16 protein-coding genes and 1 tRNA gene are annotated in these 20,004 nt (G+C 28.7%); 3 read left to right on the forward strand and 14 right to left on the reverse strand.

Features of this window, described 5'->3' with window-relative positions; translation table 11 throughout:
• The first annotated feature begins 182 nt into the window (after positions 1-182).
• Complete coding sequence (locus tag PHZ07_05000) at positions 183-2,222, forward strand: putative glycoside hydrolase (GenBank protein MDD3284923.1); 2,040 nt, start codon at positions 183-185, stop codon at positions 2,220-2,222.
• A 44-nt stretch (positions 2,223-2,266) separates the two neighbouring features.
• Positions 2,267-4,030, forward strand: a complete 1,764-nt coding sequence (locus tag PHZ07_05005; GenBank protein MDD3284924.1) for a hypothetical protein — start codon at positions 2,267-2,269, stop codon at positions 4,028-4,030.
• Between the two features lie 21 nt (positions 4,031-4,051).
• Here PHZ07_05005 and PHZ07_05010 read toward each other — a convergent pair whose 3' ends face one another.
• The gene (locus tag PHZ07_05010; protein MDD3284925.1) at positions 4,052-6,097 is read right to left on the reverse strand and encodes an ATP-dependent helicase; all 2,046 of its coding nucleotides are present in this window, start codon (positions 6,095-6,097) and stop codon (positions 4,052-4,054) included.
• Positions 6,098-6,549: 452 nt separating this feature from the next.
• On the opposite strand from PHZ07_05010, the gene PHZ07_05015 reads away from it, so the two are divergent.
• The gene (locus PHZ07_05015; GenBank protein ID MDD3284926.1) at positions 6,550-6,777 is read left to right on the forward strand and encodes a hypothetical protein; all 228 of its coding nucleotides are present in this window, start codon (positions 6,550-6,552) and stop codon (positions 6,775-6,777) included.
• Between the two features lie 11 nt (positions 6,778-6,788).
• Here PHZ07_05015 and PHZ07_05020 read toward each other — a convergent pair whose 3' ends face one another.
• From PHZ07_05020 to PHZ07_05080, 13 genes are all read right to left on the reverse strand, one after another.
• Positions 6,789-7,406 (reverse strand): histidine phosphatase family protein, encoded by a 618-nt coding sequence (locus PHZ07_05020; GenBank protein ID MDD3284927.1) that lies wholly within the window; start codon positions 7,404-7,406, stop codon positions 6,789-6,791.
• A 17-nt stretch (positions 7,407-7,423) separates the two neighbouring features.
• Positions 7,424-7,867, reverse strand: a complete 444-nt coding sequence (locus PHZ07_05025) for a DUF523 domain-containing protein (protein ID MDD3284928.1) — start codon at positions 7,865-7,867, stop codon at positions 7,424-7,426.
• A 10-nt stretch (positions 7,868-7,877) separates the two neighbouring features.
• A complete protein-coding gene (locus PHZ07_05030) occupies positions 7,878-8,672 on the reverse strand; it encodes a hypothetical protein (GenBank protein ID MDD3284929.1) in 795 nt (264 codons plus the stop codon).
• 5 nt (positions 8,673-8,677) lie between these two features.
• A complete protein-coding gene (locus PHZ07_05035; protein ID MDD3284930.1) occupies positions 8,678-9,145 on the reverse strand; it encodes a hypothetical protein in 468 nt (155 codons plus the stop codon).
• Between the two features lie 61 nt (positions 9,146-9,206).
• Positions 9,207-10,022, reverse strand: a complete 816-nt coding sequence (locus PHZ07_05040; GenBank protein MDD3284931.1) for a hypothetical protein — start codon at positions 10,020-10,022, stop codon at positions 9,207-9,209.
• Between the two features lie 77 nt (positions 10,023-10,099).
• A tRNA-Ser gene (locus PHZ07_05045) sits at positions 10,100-10,192 on the reverse strand.
• 82 nt (positions 10,193-10,274) lie between these two features.
• Entirely contained in the window at positions 10,275-12,290 is a 2,016-nt protein-coding gene (locus tag PHZ07_05050) for a DUF5011 domain-containing protein (protein ID MDD3284932.1), read from the reverse strand.
• Between the two features lie 216 nt (positions 12,291-12,506).
• Positions 12,507-14,033: a CAP domain-containing protein gene (locus tag PHZ07_05055; GenBank protein ID MDD3284933.1), complete on the reverse strand. Its 1,527-nt coding sequence runs from the start codon at positions 14,031-14,033 to the stop codon at positions 12,507-12,509.
• 57 nt (positions 14,034-14,090) lie between these two features.
• Positions 14,091-15,029 (reverse strand): magnesium transporter CorA family protein, encoded by a 939-nt coding sequence (locus tag PHZ07_05060; protein MDD3284934.1) that lies wholly within the window; start codon positions 15,027-15,029, stop codon positions 14,091-14,093.
• Positions 15,030-15,087: 58 nt separating this feature from the next.
• Complete coding sequence (locus tag PHZ07_05065; GenBank protein ID MDD3284935.1) at positions 15,088-16,884, reverse strand: hypothetical protein; 1,797 nt, start codon at positions 16,882-16,884, stop codon at positions 15,088-15,090.
• Between the two features lie 149 nt (positions 16,885-17,033).
• The gene (locus tag PHZ07_05070; GenBank protein MDD3284936.1) at positions 17,034-17,645 is read right to left on the reverse strand and encodes a phosphoribosyltransferase family protein; all 612 of its coding nucleotides are present in this window, start codon (positions 17,643-17,645) and stop codon (positions 17,034-17,036) included.
• A gap of 10 nt (positions 17,646-17,655) precedes the next feature.
• Positions 17,656-18,417: an orotidine 5'-phosphate decarboxylase gene (locus tag PHZ07_05075; GenBank protein ID MDD3284937.1), complete on the reverse strand. Its 762-nt coding sequence runs from the start codon at positions 18,415-18,417 to the stop codon at positions 17,656-17,658.
• 303 nt (positions 18,418-18,720) lie between these two features.
• Entirely contained in the window at positions 18,721-19,713 is a 993-nt protein-coding gene (locus PHZ07_05080; protein ID MDD3284938.1) for a DUF1566 domain-containing protein, read from the reverse strand.
• Positions 19,714-20,004 lie beyond the last annotated feature (291 nt).

Here is a 20,004-nt window from a genome sequence, read left to right on the forward strand (position 1 = left end):
CTCCTAAATACCATAAAACTCGCTTTTCTTTTGGATAACTTGGTTTTAAAGGCATATATTTGTTTATTAGTTAACAGTGTTACCCCTAAGTATACCAAGTGTTACCTATTAGTGTTAACTGTACAAAATATTGACAAAAAACATAATTTGTAATATAATCTAGAGTTAACAAGTATTAAAAAATGGAAGAAATAAAACAACAAAAAAGAGAAAATTATCTAAGAACAGGAATATATACATTCTTTGTTGTTTTATTTTATGCATTACTTATCTATGCAAATAAGGCTAGAGCCCTAGAAGTAAAAGAAGAATATCCCAAAATTGCAAATTACTTTTTGAACTGGTCAATAAATGAAAATGAAATAAAAGAACTCGCAAAATGGGATATATTAATTTTAGACATAGAAAATCAAAATAGTCCCGAAAAAATAAAAAAAATCAGAGAAATTAATCCTAAAATAATAATACTTGCATATATCACTCCACAAGAAATAAATATCGAATGTAAAAAAGAAACACCACTAAGATGTGAGCTATTATCACAAATAAATTCTGGATTTTATTTAAAAGATCAAAATGAACAAAAATTAAGTTTTTGGGATGGAACAAATCTTCTAAATATTGCTGACAATTCACAAAATAGTTGGAATAATACATTTTCTAATTTTATAAATAATAAAATTTTATCTAGCAATATTTGGGATGGAATTTTTTATGATAATTTGTGGGACAATGTATCTTGGATAAACAATGGAAATATAGATAGCAACAACGACAACAGAAAAGATGATCCAAATTTTTTAGATAACAATTGGAAAAATGGAATTATAAAAATATTAAAAGCCACAAAAAAAGACAACTCCATAATACTTGGAAACTCCGCTACAAATTTAGAATATTATGATTATATAAATGGTAGAATGTTTGAAAGTTTTCCAGCAAAATGGGAAAACAACGGCGATTGGGAAAGTCTTATGGAAAAATATATTAATAAATATCCAGAAAAAGCACAATTGCCAAACATATTTATAGTAAATTCAAACACAGATGATACTGGAAATATGAACAATTACAAAAAAATGCGATTTGGTCTTACCAGTACTCTGCTTGGTGATGGATATTTCTCTTTTGACTCTGGAGAAAAAGCTCACTCTCAAACTTGGTGGTATGATGAATACAAAGTAAATCTTGGAAAATCAGAATCAGAACCATATAATATTTTAGAAAATGACAATACTTTGAAAAATAGCCTGTGGAGAAGAGATTTTGAAAATGGAATAGTATTGGTAAATTCTACAAATGAAGACAAAATTTTTATTTTTGATAGAGAAACGTTTGAAAAAATAAATGGCACACAAGACAAACAAATAAATGATGGCTCAAAAATAAATTATATAAAAATATCTGCACATGATGGAATAATACTTTTAAAAGTTGATAAGAAAATTATAAATAACACTTATATAAATGGAAGTTTTGTAAGGGTATTTGATAATATAGGAAGTAAAAAATATAATGGATTTTTTTCATACAAAGCTAGATTTGAAGGAAGTATAAAAATACTTGAAACAGATTTAGACAAAGACAAAAAAAATGAAATACTAACAAGTAAAAATGGAAAAATAGATGTTTACAAAACTGGAAACTTGATAAATAGTTTTTTTCCATACACTGAAAGTTTTAAAAAAGAAATATCTTTTACAACAAACGATATAAACAATGATGGAAATGTAGAGATAATTACTGGAGCCGGCCCAGGAGGCGGTCCTCATATTAGAGTATTTAATTCCAACTTTGAAGTAATAAGTCAGTTTTTTGCTTATGATAAAAACTTTAGAGGTGGAGTAAGTGTTGCAACCGGTGATGTAAACAATGATGGAAATGTAGAGATAATTACTGGAGCCGGCCCAGGAGGCGGTCCTCATATTAGAGTATTTAATTCCAACTTTGAAGTAATAAGTCAGTTTTTTGCTTATGATAAAAACTTTAGAGGTGGAGTAAGTGTTGCAACCGGTGATATAAATGAAGATAATAAAACAGAAATAATTATAGGACTAATTATAAATAAAAAATTAGAAATTAAAATATTTGATAATACTGGTAAATTGTTGAATAATTTTGTAGCCGGAGATTTTACTGATATAACAAAAATACAGATAATGTCTTATGATATAGATAATGATGAAAAAAATGAAATATTAGTAGGGACTACTAGTTTTTAATATTTCAAATAATTATAATAAATCCAGCTGAGCTGGAAAAACATATGAATGATATAAACATAGAAAATAAAGAAAAAAAAGTCACAGCAAAGAAATGTTGTATAAATTTTTTGAACAAAAAATACAAAATACTTGGAAGATCAAAAAAAATAAAACTAATAACTGATGCAATATTTATAGTAATTGCAACAATTGTAATTGCACTCTTAATAAACATGTATTATCTAAATCAATACAAAAGAAATATAATTCTTGATATAAATACAGAAAATCAAGATATTGTAAGTGGAAGTATAGAAAAATTTGAATTAAAATACAAAAATAATAATAAAGAAGATATTGAAAATGTAAATATAGAAGTAATGCTTCCAGAAAATTTCAAAATAACAAATGTAATTCCAAATGACATTTTTGACAAAAATACGAACACTTTTCAAATAGGGAAAATTGAGGAAGGAGTAAATGGAAAAATAGAAATTTCTGGACTTATAATAGGAGAAATAAATACACAACAAAAAATATTATTTAGATTAAATTATAAAAAACAAGGAATATCACAAAGTGCAATTAGTTCACTTATTTATAATATAAAGGATTCAAAATTAAAAACTAATATAAATATACCTGAAAAAATTTATAAGGACACTCCTTTTGATGCTCAAATAATGGTAGAAAATACAAGCGAAAATACTTTTGAAAATGTAAAAATAAAATTAACTTGTAAGGATTTGAGTATTATTAAAATTTATTCACAGTCAGATATAAATATAAATAATAATATAATAACAATAAAAAAAATTGAATCAAATGAAAAAATAAATATAAATTTGAATTTATTCACAAACAATGAAAATAGTATAGAATTATTGTTAGAAAATTTTATATCCTATAGTAAAGATAAGGATTATAAACAAAATGAATTAAAGAAAGTTATAGAAATACAAAAACCAAAGTTTGAAATAAATATAAAATCCGATCAAACACATATAAATGATTCTGAAAAAGCAAAATTTCAAATATATTATACAAATCATGAAGACATAGATATCAAAAATGCAAAAATAAAAATTATTTCTGACACTAACTCATCTGTAAAAAATATTAATATATTGGATAACAATAATTTTTATCTAAAAAATAATGAAATAATATTTAAGAATTACATAAAAAAGGATGAAATAGGAAAAATTGATATAGAATTAAATATCTTGAGAAAAAATCTGAACGTAAACCAGGAAACATATATAATATTAGAAAATGAATATTATAGAGATACAGAAATTATAAATTACAAAACATATTCTTCAAAAATAAAGTTTTTATCAAATTTGAATATATCTTCAAAGGCATATTATTATAGTGAAAAAGGAGATCAACTTGGAATTGGGCCTCTTCCTCCAGCAGTTGGCATCCCTACAAAATATTGGATCTTTTGGAAAGTAGATAACTTTGGAAATGATTTGAGTAATTTTTCTATGAGTGCTGAGCTCCCGGAAAATGTCACATGGACTGGAAACAAAAGTGTGCTTGAAGGAAATCTACAATACAGTGAAACGAATAAAAGGATAATTTGGAATTTAGACAAAATTAACAAAAATAATGCTGAATACAAAATAGGATTTGAGGTAAGTATAATTCCAAAAACTGAAAATATTGGTTATATTTTACAATTACTAAAAAATGTAGAATATTCTACAAAAGATAATTTTTGCGATATTGAAATATCAAAAAACTTAGAAAATTTAGACACAAATTTGAAATATGATATATACTCGAGCGGAAAAGGAAAAGTTATTGAGTTAAAATAGTGAACCACGTCCGACATTGTACTAATAATCATCTACACTTGGCAAATATTCAAAGCCATCTTTAAAATTAGATTCATATTTTATATCTCCACTAGAGAGATAATTTTTGTTGTATGCAAATTCATTGAAATTCAAAAATTTATTATCTAAATCTTTTATAAAATCAGATGACTCCATAGATTTGAGCTCATTGTACTTGAAAACTGACATTGGATAAGTAAGAATAAGATGCCTTTTTGCTCTTGTAATTGCAACATAAAACAATCTTCGCTCTTCTTCTATTTCATCTTTTGTAGTACAAAGTGAATGAGGAAAAGAATCATTTGTAAGATTTATAAGAAAAACTGCATCCCATTCCAATCCTTTTGCTTGATGAACTGTACTTAGCACTATTTTGTCTTCATATTTATTTCTTTCACTCTTCATATTAAAACTTTCTTGAAGTGCTACTTCTGATAAAAATTTTTCCAAACTTTCATAATTTGATGCAAATATTGCAAGTTGATTTAGATCCTCTTCTCTCTGTCTATAATCTGGATATTTTGCCATAAGATAAGAATAATAATTTTCTGTAACCATACGAATCAATTTGTACAAATCTTTTTTCTTTTCTTCTTCTAATACTTTTTTTAAAATGTGCAAAAAATTTAACATACCAGCTTGTGCTTTTTGAGACAAATTTATTTTCAAATTAAAGACATCATCTATATTTTCTAAATTCTTTATTTCATTATAAATTTTTTCTATAGTTGCATTTCCTATTCCATCATAAAATTGTAGAACTCTAGACCAAGAGATCTCATCTTTGAAATTATTTATTATTCTAAGGACTGAAATTACATCCTTCACATGTGCTCTTTCAAAAAATCTAAGCCCACCTCTCATCTCATAAGCTATTCCACATTTATTAAGCTCCATTTCTAGCGTTTGTGATTGATGACCTGCGCGAAACAAAACTACAATTTCTTTTGTATTCATTCCATCGTCTAAAAAATCTCTTATCTTATCTACTATAGTTCTTGCTTCTTCTCTATTATCTCTTAGAGCTAATAATTCTGGTTTTATATAACTGCCGCAAACAGATTTCAAATTTTTTGAAAATTGATAATCATTATCTTTTATTATTTTGTTTGCTAAATTTACTATTTCAGTTGTAGATCTATAGTTTGTTTCCAATTTATATATTTTACAATTTTCAAAAACTTTTGGAAAATCCAAAATATTTTTTATATCAGCAGCACGAAAAGAATAAATGCTTTGCGCATCATCTCCAACGGCTATAACATTTTGATGACGCCTTGAGATATTATGAATTATTTTTGCTTGTAAATAATTTGTATCCTGATACTCATCTACTAAGACATGATCCCATTTTTTTGAAAAAATTTCTTGTAAATCTTTTTTAGAACTAAGCTTTTCAAAATAAAAAAGTAAATCATCAAAATCCAAAAGATTTGATCTTTTTTTTCTCTTTTGATACTCTGCTTCAATGTCTATAAAATTATCTAATAATTCACGCCACTCTGGAAATTTCAATTCTAGACATTCTCCAATACTATTATTTGAATTTATTGAAAAACTTATTATTTCTCTTACAAGAGCTGGGGAAGGATTTTTTTTCTTTGAAGCTTCCGGAAAAAAATCTTTTGAAATATTTTTTATCAAAGTTTTGCTATCATCTGCATCTATAATGGTAAAGTCTTTTTTTATTCCAATAGAGTCTCCATAAATTCTAAGTAATCTATTTGCAAGTGAATGAAATGTTCCGCCCCAAATAGGAATATTCTTAGAATGCCATGACAAAAGATTTTTTACTCTCTCAAGCATTTCATTTGCAGCTTTGTTTGTAAAAGTCACAAGCAATATTTTCTCTGGATTAATTCCTTTTGAAAGTAACCAAGCTACACGATAGACGAGAGTTCTAGTTTTTCCACTTCCAGCACCAGCCAGAACCAAACAAGGCCCTTTTTCACAGCTTACAACTTTGTATTGCTCTTCATTTAATTCTTTTTTGAAATCTATATCTACCATAGTAGAACTATTATAACACATAAGACAAAAATGCATAAAATATTAATATTAACCTAATTTTTATATAATAATATTTTTTTATTGCTCCAAATATTATAAAAATGTATAATTAAATTATCTTCGTCGAAAGCCGTCGTTATCAAAATCCTCAAATGAGGAAGGCTCAAGCCAAAACACAAATCAAATTAACAAAGGAGGTACATGAAAAAATAGCATAATAATAACTGAGATGCAGATTCGCGTTAGGAGTTTTTTGATAAAAGTCCCAACAGAACTACGTTCTGGGCATTAAAAGTTTCCAAACTTCGTTTTGTAAAACAACTTATAAAGTTACCAGATCTAAACTAAACCATAATTGGAACTCAAATAACCAATAAGAACAAGATTGAATCTACGCTATACTTAGGAACCCCGTATGCTTATGCGGGGTTCTTTTCATTTTTATAAATCTTTTGTTATACTAAGAATATAATTATTAAAAAAGTCATATGAAACAATATACTCTTGAGGAATTAAAAAAGGAACTTTTTAGAATAGAATCTCTCACTGAAAAAGAAAAAGACATAATATATACCGAACTAAAAAAATATTCCGGAGGTGGTGGAATATCTTATATGGAATTTTACAATATAATAATGAAACTTCGTAGAGAATACAAAATTTCTGAAATCGATGAAAAGCATCTAAAAGGACTTCTTGCCTATTTAAAAGAATAAATTATCATATATCAAACATTATATTGATCTATCTCAAAAATATGAGTATCCTCTGGTTTAGAATTTTCTGATAGTAACAACAATTCACTATTTCCAAATTCAAAATTTACAAACACATCTTCCCATTTCAAATTATAATAACAAGCATATAGCATCTTTCCAAAATCTCCATGAGTAACAAGAAGTATATTTCCATTCTTATGTTTATTTTTTATAAAATCCAGAAACTTGTTTGCTCTAATTTGCAATTCTTCAAAACTCTCACATTTTGGAACATACAGAAAATATACAATTCTTTTTGATTTTATAATATCTGGGGCGCAAAGTTTTTCTATATCAGAAACTTTATTTCCTGTCATAATACCAAAATCCCGCTCAATAAGTTCATCCAATTTTATAGAATTATCCAATTTCAAATCTTCACAAATTATTTCTGCAGTGTGATATGTTCTTATAAGTGGTGAGCTATACACAAAATCAAAATGAATATTTAAAGTTTTTATTTTCCCTACCAATTCTTTTGCTTGATTTATTCCAATTTCAGTGAGATCTTCATTTCTTCTACCATTCAATATTCCATTTGCATTATCTTTGTCTTGACCATGCCTAGTCAAATATATTTTTAGCATAATAAATTCTTTATTAATTACAAATCATCTTCAGAAATTACATTTATTCCATTTTCCTTTAGTAGTGCACATGTCACTCCGTCACCTTTAATCAAATTTTTGCTAAAAGTTCCGTCATAAATTTTTCCACATCCACAAGATGGGCTTTTTTGTTTTAGTATTGCTTCATTTATATTAAACAATTTCGCAATTTTTAGTACTTCTTCTGCGCCATTTACAAAGTTTCTAGTTACATCATTTCCATTTGATTCGAGGACTTTTGCATTATTTTTCAAAACATCAAAACCATCTCCGCTATATATTTCTGCATCCTCTCGAGGAGTAGATTGTCCACCAAGTTGTTCTGGGCAAATTGGAATTAATATTTCTTTTTTAGAAAGTTTTAATACTTTTTCATTTGTATTATCTTTTCCATCATACCTACATTTGATTCCCAATAAACATGCACTACAAATTTTCATAAATTTAAAATTAATTACTTTTTTCAATTACATTATGATACCCGGCAACAGGTTCACCAACTCCAAAATACATTCTACCACCTTGTAAGACCTCTGTAGAGGCAACAAGGACATCTTCTTTATTTTTTAATAAATCATAATTGAATTCTACATCGGTCTCCAAAACTCTGGGAATATTTTGAGCTTTACTACGTGGTCTTGCAATATCAAATATAAAAGTAGATTTATCTTTATTTGGATTATCAAATACTATAAAGCTATGATTTTCAGGATACTCGTCTTCATCTTTTGCATCAAGCATTGTAATACCACTTATATATGAAGATTTTATGCCTGCTTTTTGAAATAGATATTTTCCCAAAACAGCTCTTTCAGCACACTCCGTATTTCCCACTAATTCTGATAATTTTGGAGTTCCTTTTTCTCTATAAATTTTTTGTCTTTGGGATAAATCATCTGAATTATCTAAATTAATTTTCAAAAGATTAGAAATTCTATTCTGTACTTGATAGCAAACAAAATAAGTATATGGATCAATATCGGATGGAATACTCTTAAGCCAATCAATAACAGCACTTTTATTTTTTTCATAAACTGATTTTATATTTTCCTCTGTAAAACCTTCTAAATATATATCAAAAAATTCAAAGTCTAGTTTCAACTTTGTAGTAAGCTCTTTACTAAACATAGAACCACCCACAGGTAACTCTTGATTATTTGCTAAATCATCTGCCCAGACGCCACGATAAAGAGGCTTTATATTTTCATTTGATTGAACTCCTAGTTCTGACTTATATTTTTCCATATTTTTTATTTATTCCACTTTGCAGGAAATATTAAATTTAATTGTTTATCTAACGGTGGAAAAGAAAAATACACTCTTACATTATTTCCCTTTTCATACAATTCTATCATTTCAAAATTTTCTCTTTTAATAAGTGAAAATCCTGGTTTTTCTAAATATTTTTCTTTGAAAGGTTTATAATCAGAAACTGTAAAATCAGCATCTCCGCGCTCTGGTCTTTCTATATCTGGTTTTCTAATTTTTAATAATTGCAATTTTCCAGCTACAGTATCTATTGATATTTTAAATATTGGACCAGTTGATGTTTCTTTTATTATTTCTCCAATTTTACAAGCTTCTGCTAAAAAATCAATTTCTTCTTTCTCTGACTGACAAAAAATACAAACATAATTAACAGGAATATTTTTTAAGTCAGTATATTTGTCTTTCAAAAGCTCTGCATCTTTAATAACGTTTTGGATTATATTTTTCATGTTTTAAATTATTCTATAAAATATAAATAATTAAATTAATTTTTATAAATACACTATAAGATTATTCCGTTGACATAATAATCTTGCCACATTTTGAAGCTGCATCAAGGGCAATTTTTATAATTTCATCGAGTTTTGGCTCAATCGCTTTTAACTCAATTCCATTTTTAAACTTCACCAAAATATCTCTATTGTGTGCCTGAAAAACCTGCTCAATTTCACAATTATAGATAGCTTTCTTTATCTTCTCCCATAACAAAATATTAGAATGTGCGATATTTTCAGTTTTTTTTATAATTATACTTGCATCATAATTTAAAATCTTTTGCTGTATATTCTCTGGAAACATATCTTTGATGTCTTCTATATATAGAGATCCATCTCTTGGAGCTTCATAAGAAAACCTTCTAAAATCATAAAAAGATAGTTCATTTGGATAATTTATTTTTACAGGTCCAGAAAATCCACTTAAATTTTTTAATTCATCATTTTCTAAAATATATCCACCACAATAAACCCACAAATACAATGGAAAAATTTCATTTTCAAAATCAAGATTATCTATAACACAAAAATTAAAACTATCGTCTATAGTTTTCCAGCTAAAATACTCCTGAGTCAAAATATAATCAACAACAGCTTTTTCAATTTGATCATTTGAAAAACCAGATAATACAACGTCTTCTATTGGACATTTTGCAAATTCACAATTTGATCCTGTACGACCAACATATGATCCATCTAAACAAACTTTTGATTCCATCGTACAAGATGTTTCAGTAGATTTTTTAAAAAATATTTTCCAAACAAAGAAGATGATTACTATTAATAAAATTATAATAAATATTATAAATGTTCTTTTTTTTGTTTTGCTCATAAAATAAATACTGTTTCAAATTTATTTGCTTACACCAACCATACTTTTATATCTACATACAAATAAATAAAAAGTGTTGGCGGTGGGGCAGAGATTCGAACTCTGGATCCGTTTTGACACGAATACTGCTTTTCGAGAGCAGCGCCTTCAACCAACTCAGCCACCCCACCACGTTTAATCTATGGTATTACAATCATAAAACAAAAAGCGATCGAGTTCAACCCGATTACTTTTTAATATAAAATTTGCTTGTTATTCTAAGTTTCCTATTTCTATTTTTTCTAAATTTTCATTATTAATTCCTAAGGATAATTTTTGAAACAAACTCATTAAATTACTCCAAGTGGCTTCATATCTCTTATAATCAGTAGGACTTACATACCATATTCTTCCCCCATCTTCAACTTGAAGAAGAAGTCTTCCGCTTAATCTTTTTGCTATTTCACTAATTTTGACCTTTGTATCTGGTAATGGAATATTTTCAAGATCTTTATTAGTTATACCAAGAGATAATTTTTGGAAAACCAATAACGCATTTGCAAATTTGATTTCATGTCTTTTATAATCAGTAGGACTTACATACCATATTCTTCCCCCATCTTCAACTTGAAGAAGGAGTCTTCCGCTTAATCTTTTTGATAAATCCATATCTATATTTACTATTTTTTCACCTAACACTTCTTTGATTGGAACTATTTCCTCTACTTCTTCTACTTCTTGAATTGGAACTATTTCCTCTTCTATATCCTCTATTTTTTCTCCCAAAACTTGACCAGATACAGTACCTCCAGATGAGGATGATCCACTTCCTCCACTACTTGGTCTATTTACAACATTTACTGTTCTTGTGGAAGTACTAGTATTACCTTTAGTATCACTTACAACGTATATAACGCTATATGTTCCAACAGTATTTATATCTACAGTATTTGTTAATTCCATATTTTCCGTTAAATCTCCATCTACTAAATCAGTAGCCATAGCCCCAGCATCATAATAACTATCACCCTTATATACTTGTATTGAATTGGAACCAATCAATTCAATAGTTGGTGACGTTGTATCTAAAATAGAAACTTTAAAAGAAGTTGTCGCTTGATTTCCTGCGTCATCAGTTGCAATACAATTTACCATTGTATCTCCTAGAGCAAATATAGAACTTGAATTAGGAGTACATGCTACCTGAACATCAATATCAACAGTGTCAGTTGCTATTGGAGAATAATTCATATTTGCACCTAACGCATTTGTAGCTTCTGTAGTTAAATCATTGACTATTTCAAAGACGGGTTTAATTGTATCTATTAAAAAAGAGCTTATGATCAATTCGTTGGACTCATTTCCAGCAGCATCAGTTACTATTATTCTACAATCATTATACTCACCATCCTGTAATGGAAGTGAATTAAAAACTGTAGAATTTAAGGCTTGTAACTCAATTATATTTTCTCCAGGAAGAACACCTCTTCTTCTTGCCTTGCAATTTCCAAAATATTCTATTAACCCCTTCTCACTACTAAAAAAAGTATAGCTTGGATTATTTTTATTTGTTGGATTTATCACTGGGGTTATTTCTGAAATCTCTGGTGGTGTTGTATCTGTAGTATATGTAATGGCTGTCTGAATATTATCAATCATAGCTGTACCCACATATTGACCAAAATTCTTTACAGAAAGCATGACACCAAAATTATTATTATTTATTTCCTCTGCAGTCCAATCTGTTATACCCCAAGTATCGTTTTGATCTCCATAAACTAAATTTTCATACCCAATATATTGAGATTCAATATCTTCATACTGACCAATTGGCCAATTACCTACACCTTCCTTATCATCATCTCCTACGGGCTGACCATCTTGATCAACCAATGTTATTACATCCTCCCTTATAGAGGAATCTATTGCCATACAACGTATTGTGGCTTGTATATTATTGATTGTTGATCCCATTGGAACTTCAAAACCATAATTTATTCCTCTAATATATTTACTTCTTTCACCAGGATTCAAAGTTACCATCGCATATTCAAGGTTTGAAGTGGCATCATTATAAGGACTATATATGATTTGTCCTTCTTGATTTGACCAAAATGGTCCATCATTATCATCTTCATCAAAATTTACAGAGTTTACATAAGTTCTTGCGTCTTTAGTAATTGTAATAGTTTCATCTGCAAATATCTTGTTTGTAATAAAAAAGATGTTTACAAAAAAAATAGAAACTATTAAAATAATTAAATTTCTTTTTCTAAATAAGTATTTCATAGATTTTAAATTGATTTTTCTAAAAATATATAAAATATTCCCTCACAATTATACCAATAATAGGCAAATTATAAGCAAATAACATTTCAAGAGTTTGTGTTTAATAATTTATTATACCAATTATACACTATTTTGTAAATAAAAAAATATTATAAATTAAATATCACAATACCACATAAAAAATTTTATGTCAATAATTTAACATAAACATTTATTTTAATACAAAATCAAAAGAATTATAAACAGTATCAAAAACACAGCAGAGGCTATGATATCAAAACGCTGTTTCTTTATTTCTACAAATATATTTACAAGCAATAGTATCGTTACTAATATCAAAATAAATTTATAATAATTCATGCTCCAATTAAACAATGTATTGATTGGAGTATTTTTTTGAGATTTTACAAAACTATACTCATCTGATATTGATTTCTCTATCGGAATAATGCTATTCCAGTCAATATCCGTCAAAAGTTGATTTCCAGAGAAATCAATAGCTCTAAGTGTTATTGAAACCACTGGATCAAAAATACTTTCATCGTTTACAAGCAAGTGACCTGACCACTTTGTTTTATTATCATCATCTTGAACTAAATTTATCTTATAATCCCTCAAAGTAAGTTCTGCATTTTTTGTATCATCACTAAGATATATATCTGCCATTATTACAAATTCTTTATTTATATTTTCTTTTATCAAAAGTTTTGTATTCTCACTATCTATTATTACGGGGGCAATATTATCATAAATAATGTCTTCTGTTGTAGATACGTTGTCACTTACATCATTTTTTGAAATAATGGGATCTTTTTCTATATTTACCTCCTTTGCAGATAAAACATCTATTGTTGACGAAATTTGATTTACATCATTTTTCTCTATTATACTTAAATTTTGTCTATTATCAATTACATTTTCTACGTATGGTTTTGCACTTTCAAGCTCCTGTGTAAGCTCTATATCTTTAATTGATTCTATTACTACATCTTTTTCAGTATCTAATTCATTATTTATTTTAACTTTTGGGGAGGCAAAATGTTGAGCTATAAAAGTTGTTTCATAATTATTATAATTTCCCACAGAAATACCAACTCCTGTTTCACTAAAATCTGGATCAATTATATTATTGTAATGACTTGGACTCTGTTTCCATGCACTAATAGCTTCTTCTGCTGTTGAAAATCCCATAGCCAAATTTTCACCACCAAAATGAAAATTATAATTAGATTTTTTTAACCAATCAAGTAATTTTATATTTTCAGGATTTACATGAGCAAAATATCCTTTAACAGCCATATCCTCTGCCTTCCACATTGCAGACTGCATAAGCTTTTCATTTGCCCTAAGGGACATTAATCCTAATTCTGCTCTTATTTCATTTACATAAACAATTACTTTATTACTCTCTTGAGTAACGTAATCTGGACTAAAAAATGCCACAAGAGGCATTGATAGTGCAGTTAAAATAACTATTACTTTTACAATCAAAACACTAAGTCCATAAAAAAATAATCTCTGGGGACGAAGAGCCTTTGGTCTATAATTATTATATTTACTTGGAATAAAATAATCTTTGATAAGAGGATTCATTCCTAATTTTATTTCCGTATAATCATCTATACCATCACCATCTGTATCTTTATTATTTGGATCTGTTTTATAAATATTAATCTCATCAAAATCACTCAAACCATCTTTGTCTGAGTCTAAATTTTTTAAATTTTTATTCATTTTATTCATATATTTATATTACAATATTAATATGAATATGTCAAGTAAAATAAAAAATAGCCCCATTTAAAGCCATTTTCTTCTTGCAAATATATATGTCAGAATAATAGAAAGACCAAAAATTATAATCATTACATACCAAAAAGCCAAAGGTTCATGAGATAATGGTAAATTTATATTCATTCCGTATACACTTGCAACTATTGTTGGTACTGTCATTATAATAGTAAATGATGTCAAAAATTTTATTACTTTGTTTAATCTGTTTGTAAAAATTATCTGATATGAATCTCGCAAACTCTGAATACTTTTTATACTCATTTCACATAGCTCAGCACTCTGCTTTATACTAATTACCACATCTTCAAAAATATCTTGGTCATATTCATAAAGCTGAATATATTTTCCCGTTGCAATATCTTTGAAAACTGCTCGCATAGGAGAAAGTGCTGACAAATACTGATTTAGAATTTCTTCATTTTCAATAAGCTTTATAATATCTGAATTTTCTATCTTTGCAATGTGTTTTTTTTGAGCTAAAACATTATTTTTTGTCTTTTTTATTTGTCTAGTAAAACTTTTTGAAATTCTAAGTAATATATAAAACAAAAGTTTTCCTCTTTGGGTAGTACCAAGCTCAATATTTAAACAATCTTTCGTAATAAGTGATTCAATTATAGAATTTTTAGAAATAGATATTGTAATAAAATATTTCTCTGTCAAAATAATTGTCAAAGTTTGGGTATGCAAAAATTCTTCTTCAAGCCCTTTGCTAAGAGGATTTCTAACAAATATGATAATATTATTGTCTTGACGTTCAATACGAGAAAGTTCGTATGGATCAAGTGAATCTTCCAAATCTATATAATCCAAATTTGTAATTTCAGCAACTTTTTTCAAATCTTCTTCTGTTGCATTTTCAATATTTATCCAAGCCCCATCACGAAGTTCATTTATTTTTCTAAATTCCTTGCCCTTTATTGTTCTAAAATAAATATTAAACATATTTTTCTATAAGTTCCTTGTTTAGTCTTTTAGACTGTGTGAATTAAATATATAAAAGTTATTTTATTACTTTTGTTTCAAAAACTTTTGTCTTGACACTATCAATATAAATCTCTTCATACTTTGAGCCCCACTCTAACTGATAATACTGTTTGTATGTACCTAGTATTTTTGGTGCTTTGATGTTGAAAGTAAACATATAAACATCACCAGGTTTTACAACCTTGTTAACTTTTGATATTGCCATATTAGATATCCAATCACTTCCAAAAAAAGAACTTGCGGAAAAAGGACTTATCTTACTATAAGATCTCAAAACCAAATTATCATCCCAGGATTTAGATCCAACATTTCTTACTTTTATTTTTACTATTTTTTCTTGTCCTGCACTCATCTCCGTTGGAACACTTTCATACAATAATTTTGCAGCATAACTAACAGAAATATTTGTATTTGTTTTTATATCACCGGTAGGAAATTTGTTCATCTTTGAAGCGTTTATTTGCTTCCACAAACTCAGCTCATAGGCATGTTCACCAATATCATTTATTTTACTTGTTATTGTAAAACTACCAATTTCCCCTGGCATAACTCTAGTCTGATTTAATATTGCATAATTCGTCTTAGAAGATGAAATCCACTGAAGCTTTGTATCTGTTTTGTACCATGGCATTAGACCTACATTTTTATATTTTATAATAAATGTATTATTCTCTCCTGCTTCAGCTATGTCTGGCAAACCATCCAAATATTGTGCATCATAACGAAATGTTCTTATTATATTATAATTTATATCACTATCAGCAAACCAGCCCTTGTTTCCAAGTACAAGCATATATGAACCAGACTCCGTCTTATCATAATTTGCATCAATAGGAATTGACACTCTAAGGACTTCTCCTGGTTTTACACTAGCTCTCTGTGAATATACTTTTATATTTTTCTTCATTTCATCATCTACACTATATGTACTCGTTTTTGAAATCATAGGAATAGATGATTTATATTTTGCATCTACCAAATACAAATTTTTTAAATCACTATTTATCCATTCTTTTGTACCAATATTCAAGTATTCTACCCACACCACAGATTTATCACCCTCTTTTATATTCAACTCACTACCGCTAGAGTTTATAAGTTGTACCATATAATCAGTAGATATACTAGCATTACCATCTCTTTTTGTTATATTTGGATCACCAAAATATCTCTGCCATACTCTCCAAAAAGTATAATTTCCTGCAATATGTGGAGTATAAGTATACAAATTTGCTGTTGCTTGATTTTTTGGAATTACTATTTCTCCATTTATTTCATAAGATTTTCCAGCTTTTTTTATAAATTCATAAGTTGATGCTTTATCAGTATAAAATTTCATAGCTCCAGCGGCATTATCAACCTGTTTTCCAAAACCTTTGAATTTTAAAACTTTTGGATCACTCAAACTACAGCCATCACACACTGCATATCCACAGGCCCAATCCAATCTTTTTTGAGTCGGATTTTCCATTTGTATGAGACCTTGTTCTTTTTGAAGCATTACTATGACATACTTTGGATTTACTTTATATTGTTGTGATGCTTCATATATAATTTGTGATGCTGGTTTTACTATCCCTTGATAGTCTTCTACATTATAAGTTGCAAGATAAGAATTTTTGCTTTCCAAAAATTGCTGAACCTGAGATTGACTCATAGAAGTATAATCAAACATCTGAAAATCGGAAATAAGTTCTTCTTTCTTAAAATCTGGATCATATTCCTGAGAAAATATTTTTGAAATTGGAATAATTAAAACAATCAAAAATATAAAGCTCAAAATTATTAAATTTATAAATTTATTTGATTTCATAATAGTAAAAATTATTTATTTTTATATTTTTATTATAACAGATTATCAAAAGACAGACCAACAGACCAATTGTGTATAAAATTAAAATTTATAAGAAAAAAGAACGTTCCTCCAAACGTTCTTTTGTTTATTTATTTGTTTTTTGATTATTATTTTTTTCCGTGACCAATATTGTTGTCTATTGGAATTCCTTGAGCACAAAATGGACAACTCTTCTCTTCCCAAGTTTCAATATCTATCTCACATAGAGATACAAATTGAGGAACACCGAGTGTCTCTGCGGTCACTTTACCATGACTTCTATCTGCTATACAACAGACACAAACCACATTTCCATTTGCTTTTCGAATAGCATCTATTGTCTTTGAGACAGAACTACCGGTGGTAATAATATCTTCTATAACAAAGATTTTTTTACCAATAACTGCTTTTTCATAGCCTCTTTTTAAGGCCATGCTATCACTATCTTTTTCTGTATAAACAGAAAATATTTCTATCCCCGAGTTTTTGGAAAAAGCCATAGCTAATACCTTGGCAAGTATAGCACCGCCCATAGCTGGCCCAGCAATGATATCAAAATTACAAAATCCAAGAGATGAAAATTTGTGAACTATAATATCAATTAGCTTCTTCAGCTCAGTATCTGTCATTATCAAAGCATCTTTATTCACATACCACTCACTATGCCTTCCTGAATTGAGTCTGAAATGACCCTGCAAAATAGCATTAGCCTTTGAAAGTATTTCTTGTACATCATTCATCGTTCTTCTCCTATTCGTGTTGCATATTGTGTTCAGAAAAGTATCTCTGAACTTTTTCAATAGTCATACGGATGCTTTTTTCTGCAGTAATTCCTTTTTCAGGATTACCTTTTGTCAATTGAGCACCCATTACCACAAAATCAGCGCCATTTAGAAGTGCATCGTAGACACCAGTATAGCGCTGTTGTTGTCCGGCATCACCATTGCTTACCATCCACTCGTCACGAATTCCTGGAACGATAAATTTTGGACTTAGAATACTGGCATCGTTCAAAGATTTTTTGACAAAATTTACCTCGAACGGGGAGCAAACAACTCCATCAAATGGTAATGAAATGTACTTATCTTTTTGTTTACACCATCCGATAATATCAAAAAGATCAGTAACAATCTTTACTCCGGGACTGTCATTATAACGAAATTTACATTCCTCCTCACTGATATCAGTAAGAAGCGACACTAAGACTATTTTAGCGTCAGGAAGCATTTTTTTTGCCATACAAATACCATCAACACTACAAGAGGTGCTTATGGTAACAATACCTATCCTGGATCCAAAAAGAACATAGTGAGCCAAGGTATTTTTGATAGTACCGACAGTGTCTGCCAACTTCAAATCCAAAAAAATCTTGACATCTTGCATACCATTTTGGTCAAGAGCGGATATTGTCTTACCGAGTAGACTGCTTCCACCCTCACTATGAAGAGCGTCATTTACCTTGATATAGGCAATGAGGTCTTTTACGCCAGGAATTGAAATAATTTCCTTCATCGTGAATATGAGAGAACTTATCCTTGAAAAGCGGTCAAGCGATAAAATGATAACCTTTTCCATGGTTACCTCCTTTTATATTTTGTTCAAATTAATCACATATTACGAAAAAAAGGTGACATAGTCAACCTTTTTTGAAAATTATATAAATAAAATAATCAAATAACCAATCCCCCACCCTATTCATAGGGTGAGGTAAGGGAATTAATCCCATGAGATATGTAAATTTTAATGTATTGTTATTTTAATACTATATGAATCTAAACGAAAAAAGGTTATATTAATAAGACTATCTCACGGGATTCATCGGACGCAACGAACATAGAAGCTAGTGCCCTTATTGTCGAAGCCGGTACTGCCAACATAGACACTGGCGTTCCAAGCGAAGTTGGGATTGAAAAGAGATGCAGTAGAAGACCAATAGTGGCCACTGACTGTTTCTGGAAAAATAGTTGTATCAATAGCTGGATTTACTTTGCTATAATCTACTATTGATAATAGCTCTCTTATATTTGGTAGTCTCCAATTAGTGTATCCGTCAGTTGTATCATCTTCGCAAATAGCTATTGCCTGAGCAAAAGTATGTGTTGTAGCAGAACCAGTTTCACAATTATCACCACTTAGTCCTTCACTACATTTTTTCCACATTAAACCAGTTGAATTATCTAGTACAGTATTAGTTGTTGTGGTGTAGCTCATTTCTTGACCTACTACATCACTATATGCACCATCTTGACCTGTACCAGCGCAAGAAATTTCATCCCCTGTACTACCACTTGGATCATAACAAAGCGTCTGACCTGTTTTTAGTGGTTGCGATGGACTTGATGTTCCTGTTACTCCAAATATATTTATACCTGATAAAATATTGCTTGATGATAAGTCTGTGTCTCCAAGTACAGTTCCACTTCCATTGTGATACCCTGCTGTAATTGTTTGTGCTGTTGTGCTTGGTGTAATTGTTACTGCACCTCTACTTATTATTGTTCCAGTTACACCCATATAATCTGCAGTTGTAAGCATTTTATTTGCATCAATAGTTGGTATTGCTTCATATATTTCTTTTAGTGTATGAAATGTAGATGTTGGTGTGGCTGATAATGTAAGATCGTGATCTCCCTCATCTGCAGATGTTGTATTATCTATTAGCTTATTATATACATCTCCTAGTGTATAGAATGTTGGTAATATACTTGTACCACTCGGAAATAGATCTCCTGCCTTTGTAATACTAAATGTAATTAGTATTACTAGTACTGCAAATGAAATGTTTTTTAAGATGTTTTTTGTTTTCATAAATTTAGCTTTCAGCTCTTAGCTTGTCCCGCTTTTAGCGGGATAAATTAGCTATCAGCTGAATTAATTATTTATTATTTATTTATTTATTTTAAATTATATATATTCGTTAATTAATCAATTAATCTATCCCGCGAAGCGGGATTCCGCAACAATTATAAATTATATAGAGGCGGGATTATTCAATATCATCTCCTAATACATAATCCCCAAACAATTCATCTGGTAAGTCATGAACTAGTTTATTCCAATTAGTACCATATAATTCTATTGCTTTTTCTTCTGTCTTTA

It is taken from the genome of Patescibacteria group bacterium, from assembly GCA_028692545.1.
In the GTDB taxonomy this organism is placed as follows: domain Bacteria; phylum Patescibacteriota; class Patescibacteriia; order UBA1558; family S5-K13; genus STD2-204.

Coding starts and splice junctions, on each gene's coding strand:
- PHZ07_05000 (MDD3284923.1), top strand. CDS start 183: ATGGAAGAAATAAAACAACAAAAAAGAGAAAATTATCTAAGAACAGGA.
- PHZ07_05005 (MDD3284924.1), top strand. CDS start 2,267: ATGAATGATATAAACATAGAAAATAAAGAAAAAAAAGTCACAGCAAAG.
- PHZ07_05010 (MDD3284925.1), bottom strand. CDS start 6,097: ATGCATTTTTGTCTTATGTGTTATAATAGTTCTACTATGGTAGATATA.
- PHZ07_05015 (MDD3284926.1), top strand. CDS start 6,550: ATGAAACAATATACTCTTGAGGAATTAAAAAAGGAACTTTTTAGAATA.
- PHZ07_05020 (MDD3284927.1), bottom strand. CDS start 7,406: ATGCTAAAAATATATTTGACTAGGCATGGTCAAGACAAAGATAATGCA.
- PHZ07_05025 (MDD3284928.1), bottom strand. CDS start 7,867: ATGAAAATTTGTAGTGCATGTTTATTGGGAATCAAATGTAGGTATGAT.
- PHZ07_05030 (MDD3284929.1), bottom strand. CDS start 8,672: ATGGAAAAATATAAGTCAGAACTAGGAGTTCAATCAAATGAAAATATA.
- PHZ07_05035 (MDD3284930.1), bottom strand. CDS start 9,145: ATGAAAAATATAATCCAAAACGTTATTAAAGATGCAGAGCTTTTGAAA.
- PHZ07_05040 (MDD3284931.1), bottom strand. CDS start 10,022: ATGAGCAAAACAAAAAAAAGAACATTTATAATATTTATTATAATTTTA.
- PHZ07_05050 (MDD3284932.1), bottom strand. CDS start 12,290: ATGAAATACTTATTTAGAAAAAGAAATTTAATTATTTTAATAGTTTCT.
- PHZ07_05055 (MDD3284933.1), bottom strand. CDS start 14,033: ATGAATAAAATGAATAAAAATTTAAAAAATTTAGACTCAGACAAAGAT.
- PHZ07_05060 (MDD3284934.1), bottom strand. CDS start 15,029: ATGTTTAATATTTATTTTAGAACAATAAAGGGCAAGGAATTTAGAAAA.
- PHZ07_05065 (MDD3284935.1), bottom strand. CDS start 16,884: ATGAAATCAAATAAATTTATAAATTTAATAATTTTGAGCTTTATATTT.
- PHZ07_05070 (MDD3284936.1), bottom strand. CDS start 17,645: ATGAATGATGTACAAGAAATACTTTCAAAGGCTAATGCTATTTTGCAG.
- PHZ07_05075 (MDD3284937.1), bottom strand. CDS start 18,417: ATGAAGGAAATTATTTCAATTCCTGGCGTAAAAGACCTCATTGCCTAT.
- PHZ07_05080 (MDD3284938.1), bottom strand. CDS start 19,713: ATGAAAACAAAAAACATCTTAAAAAACATTTCATTTGCAGTACTAGTA.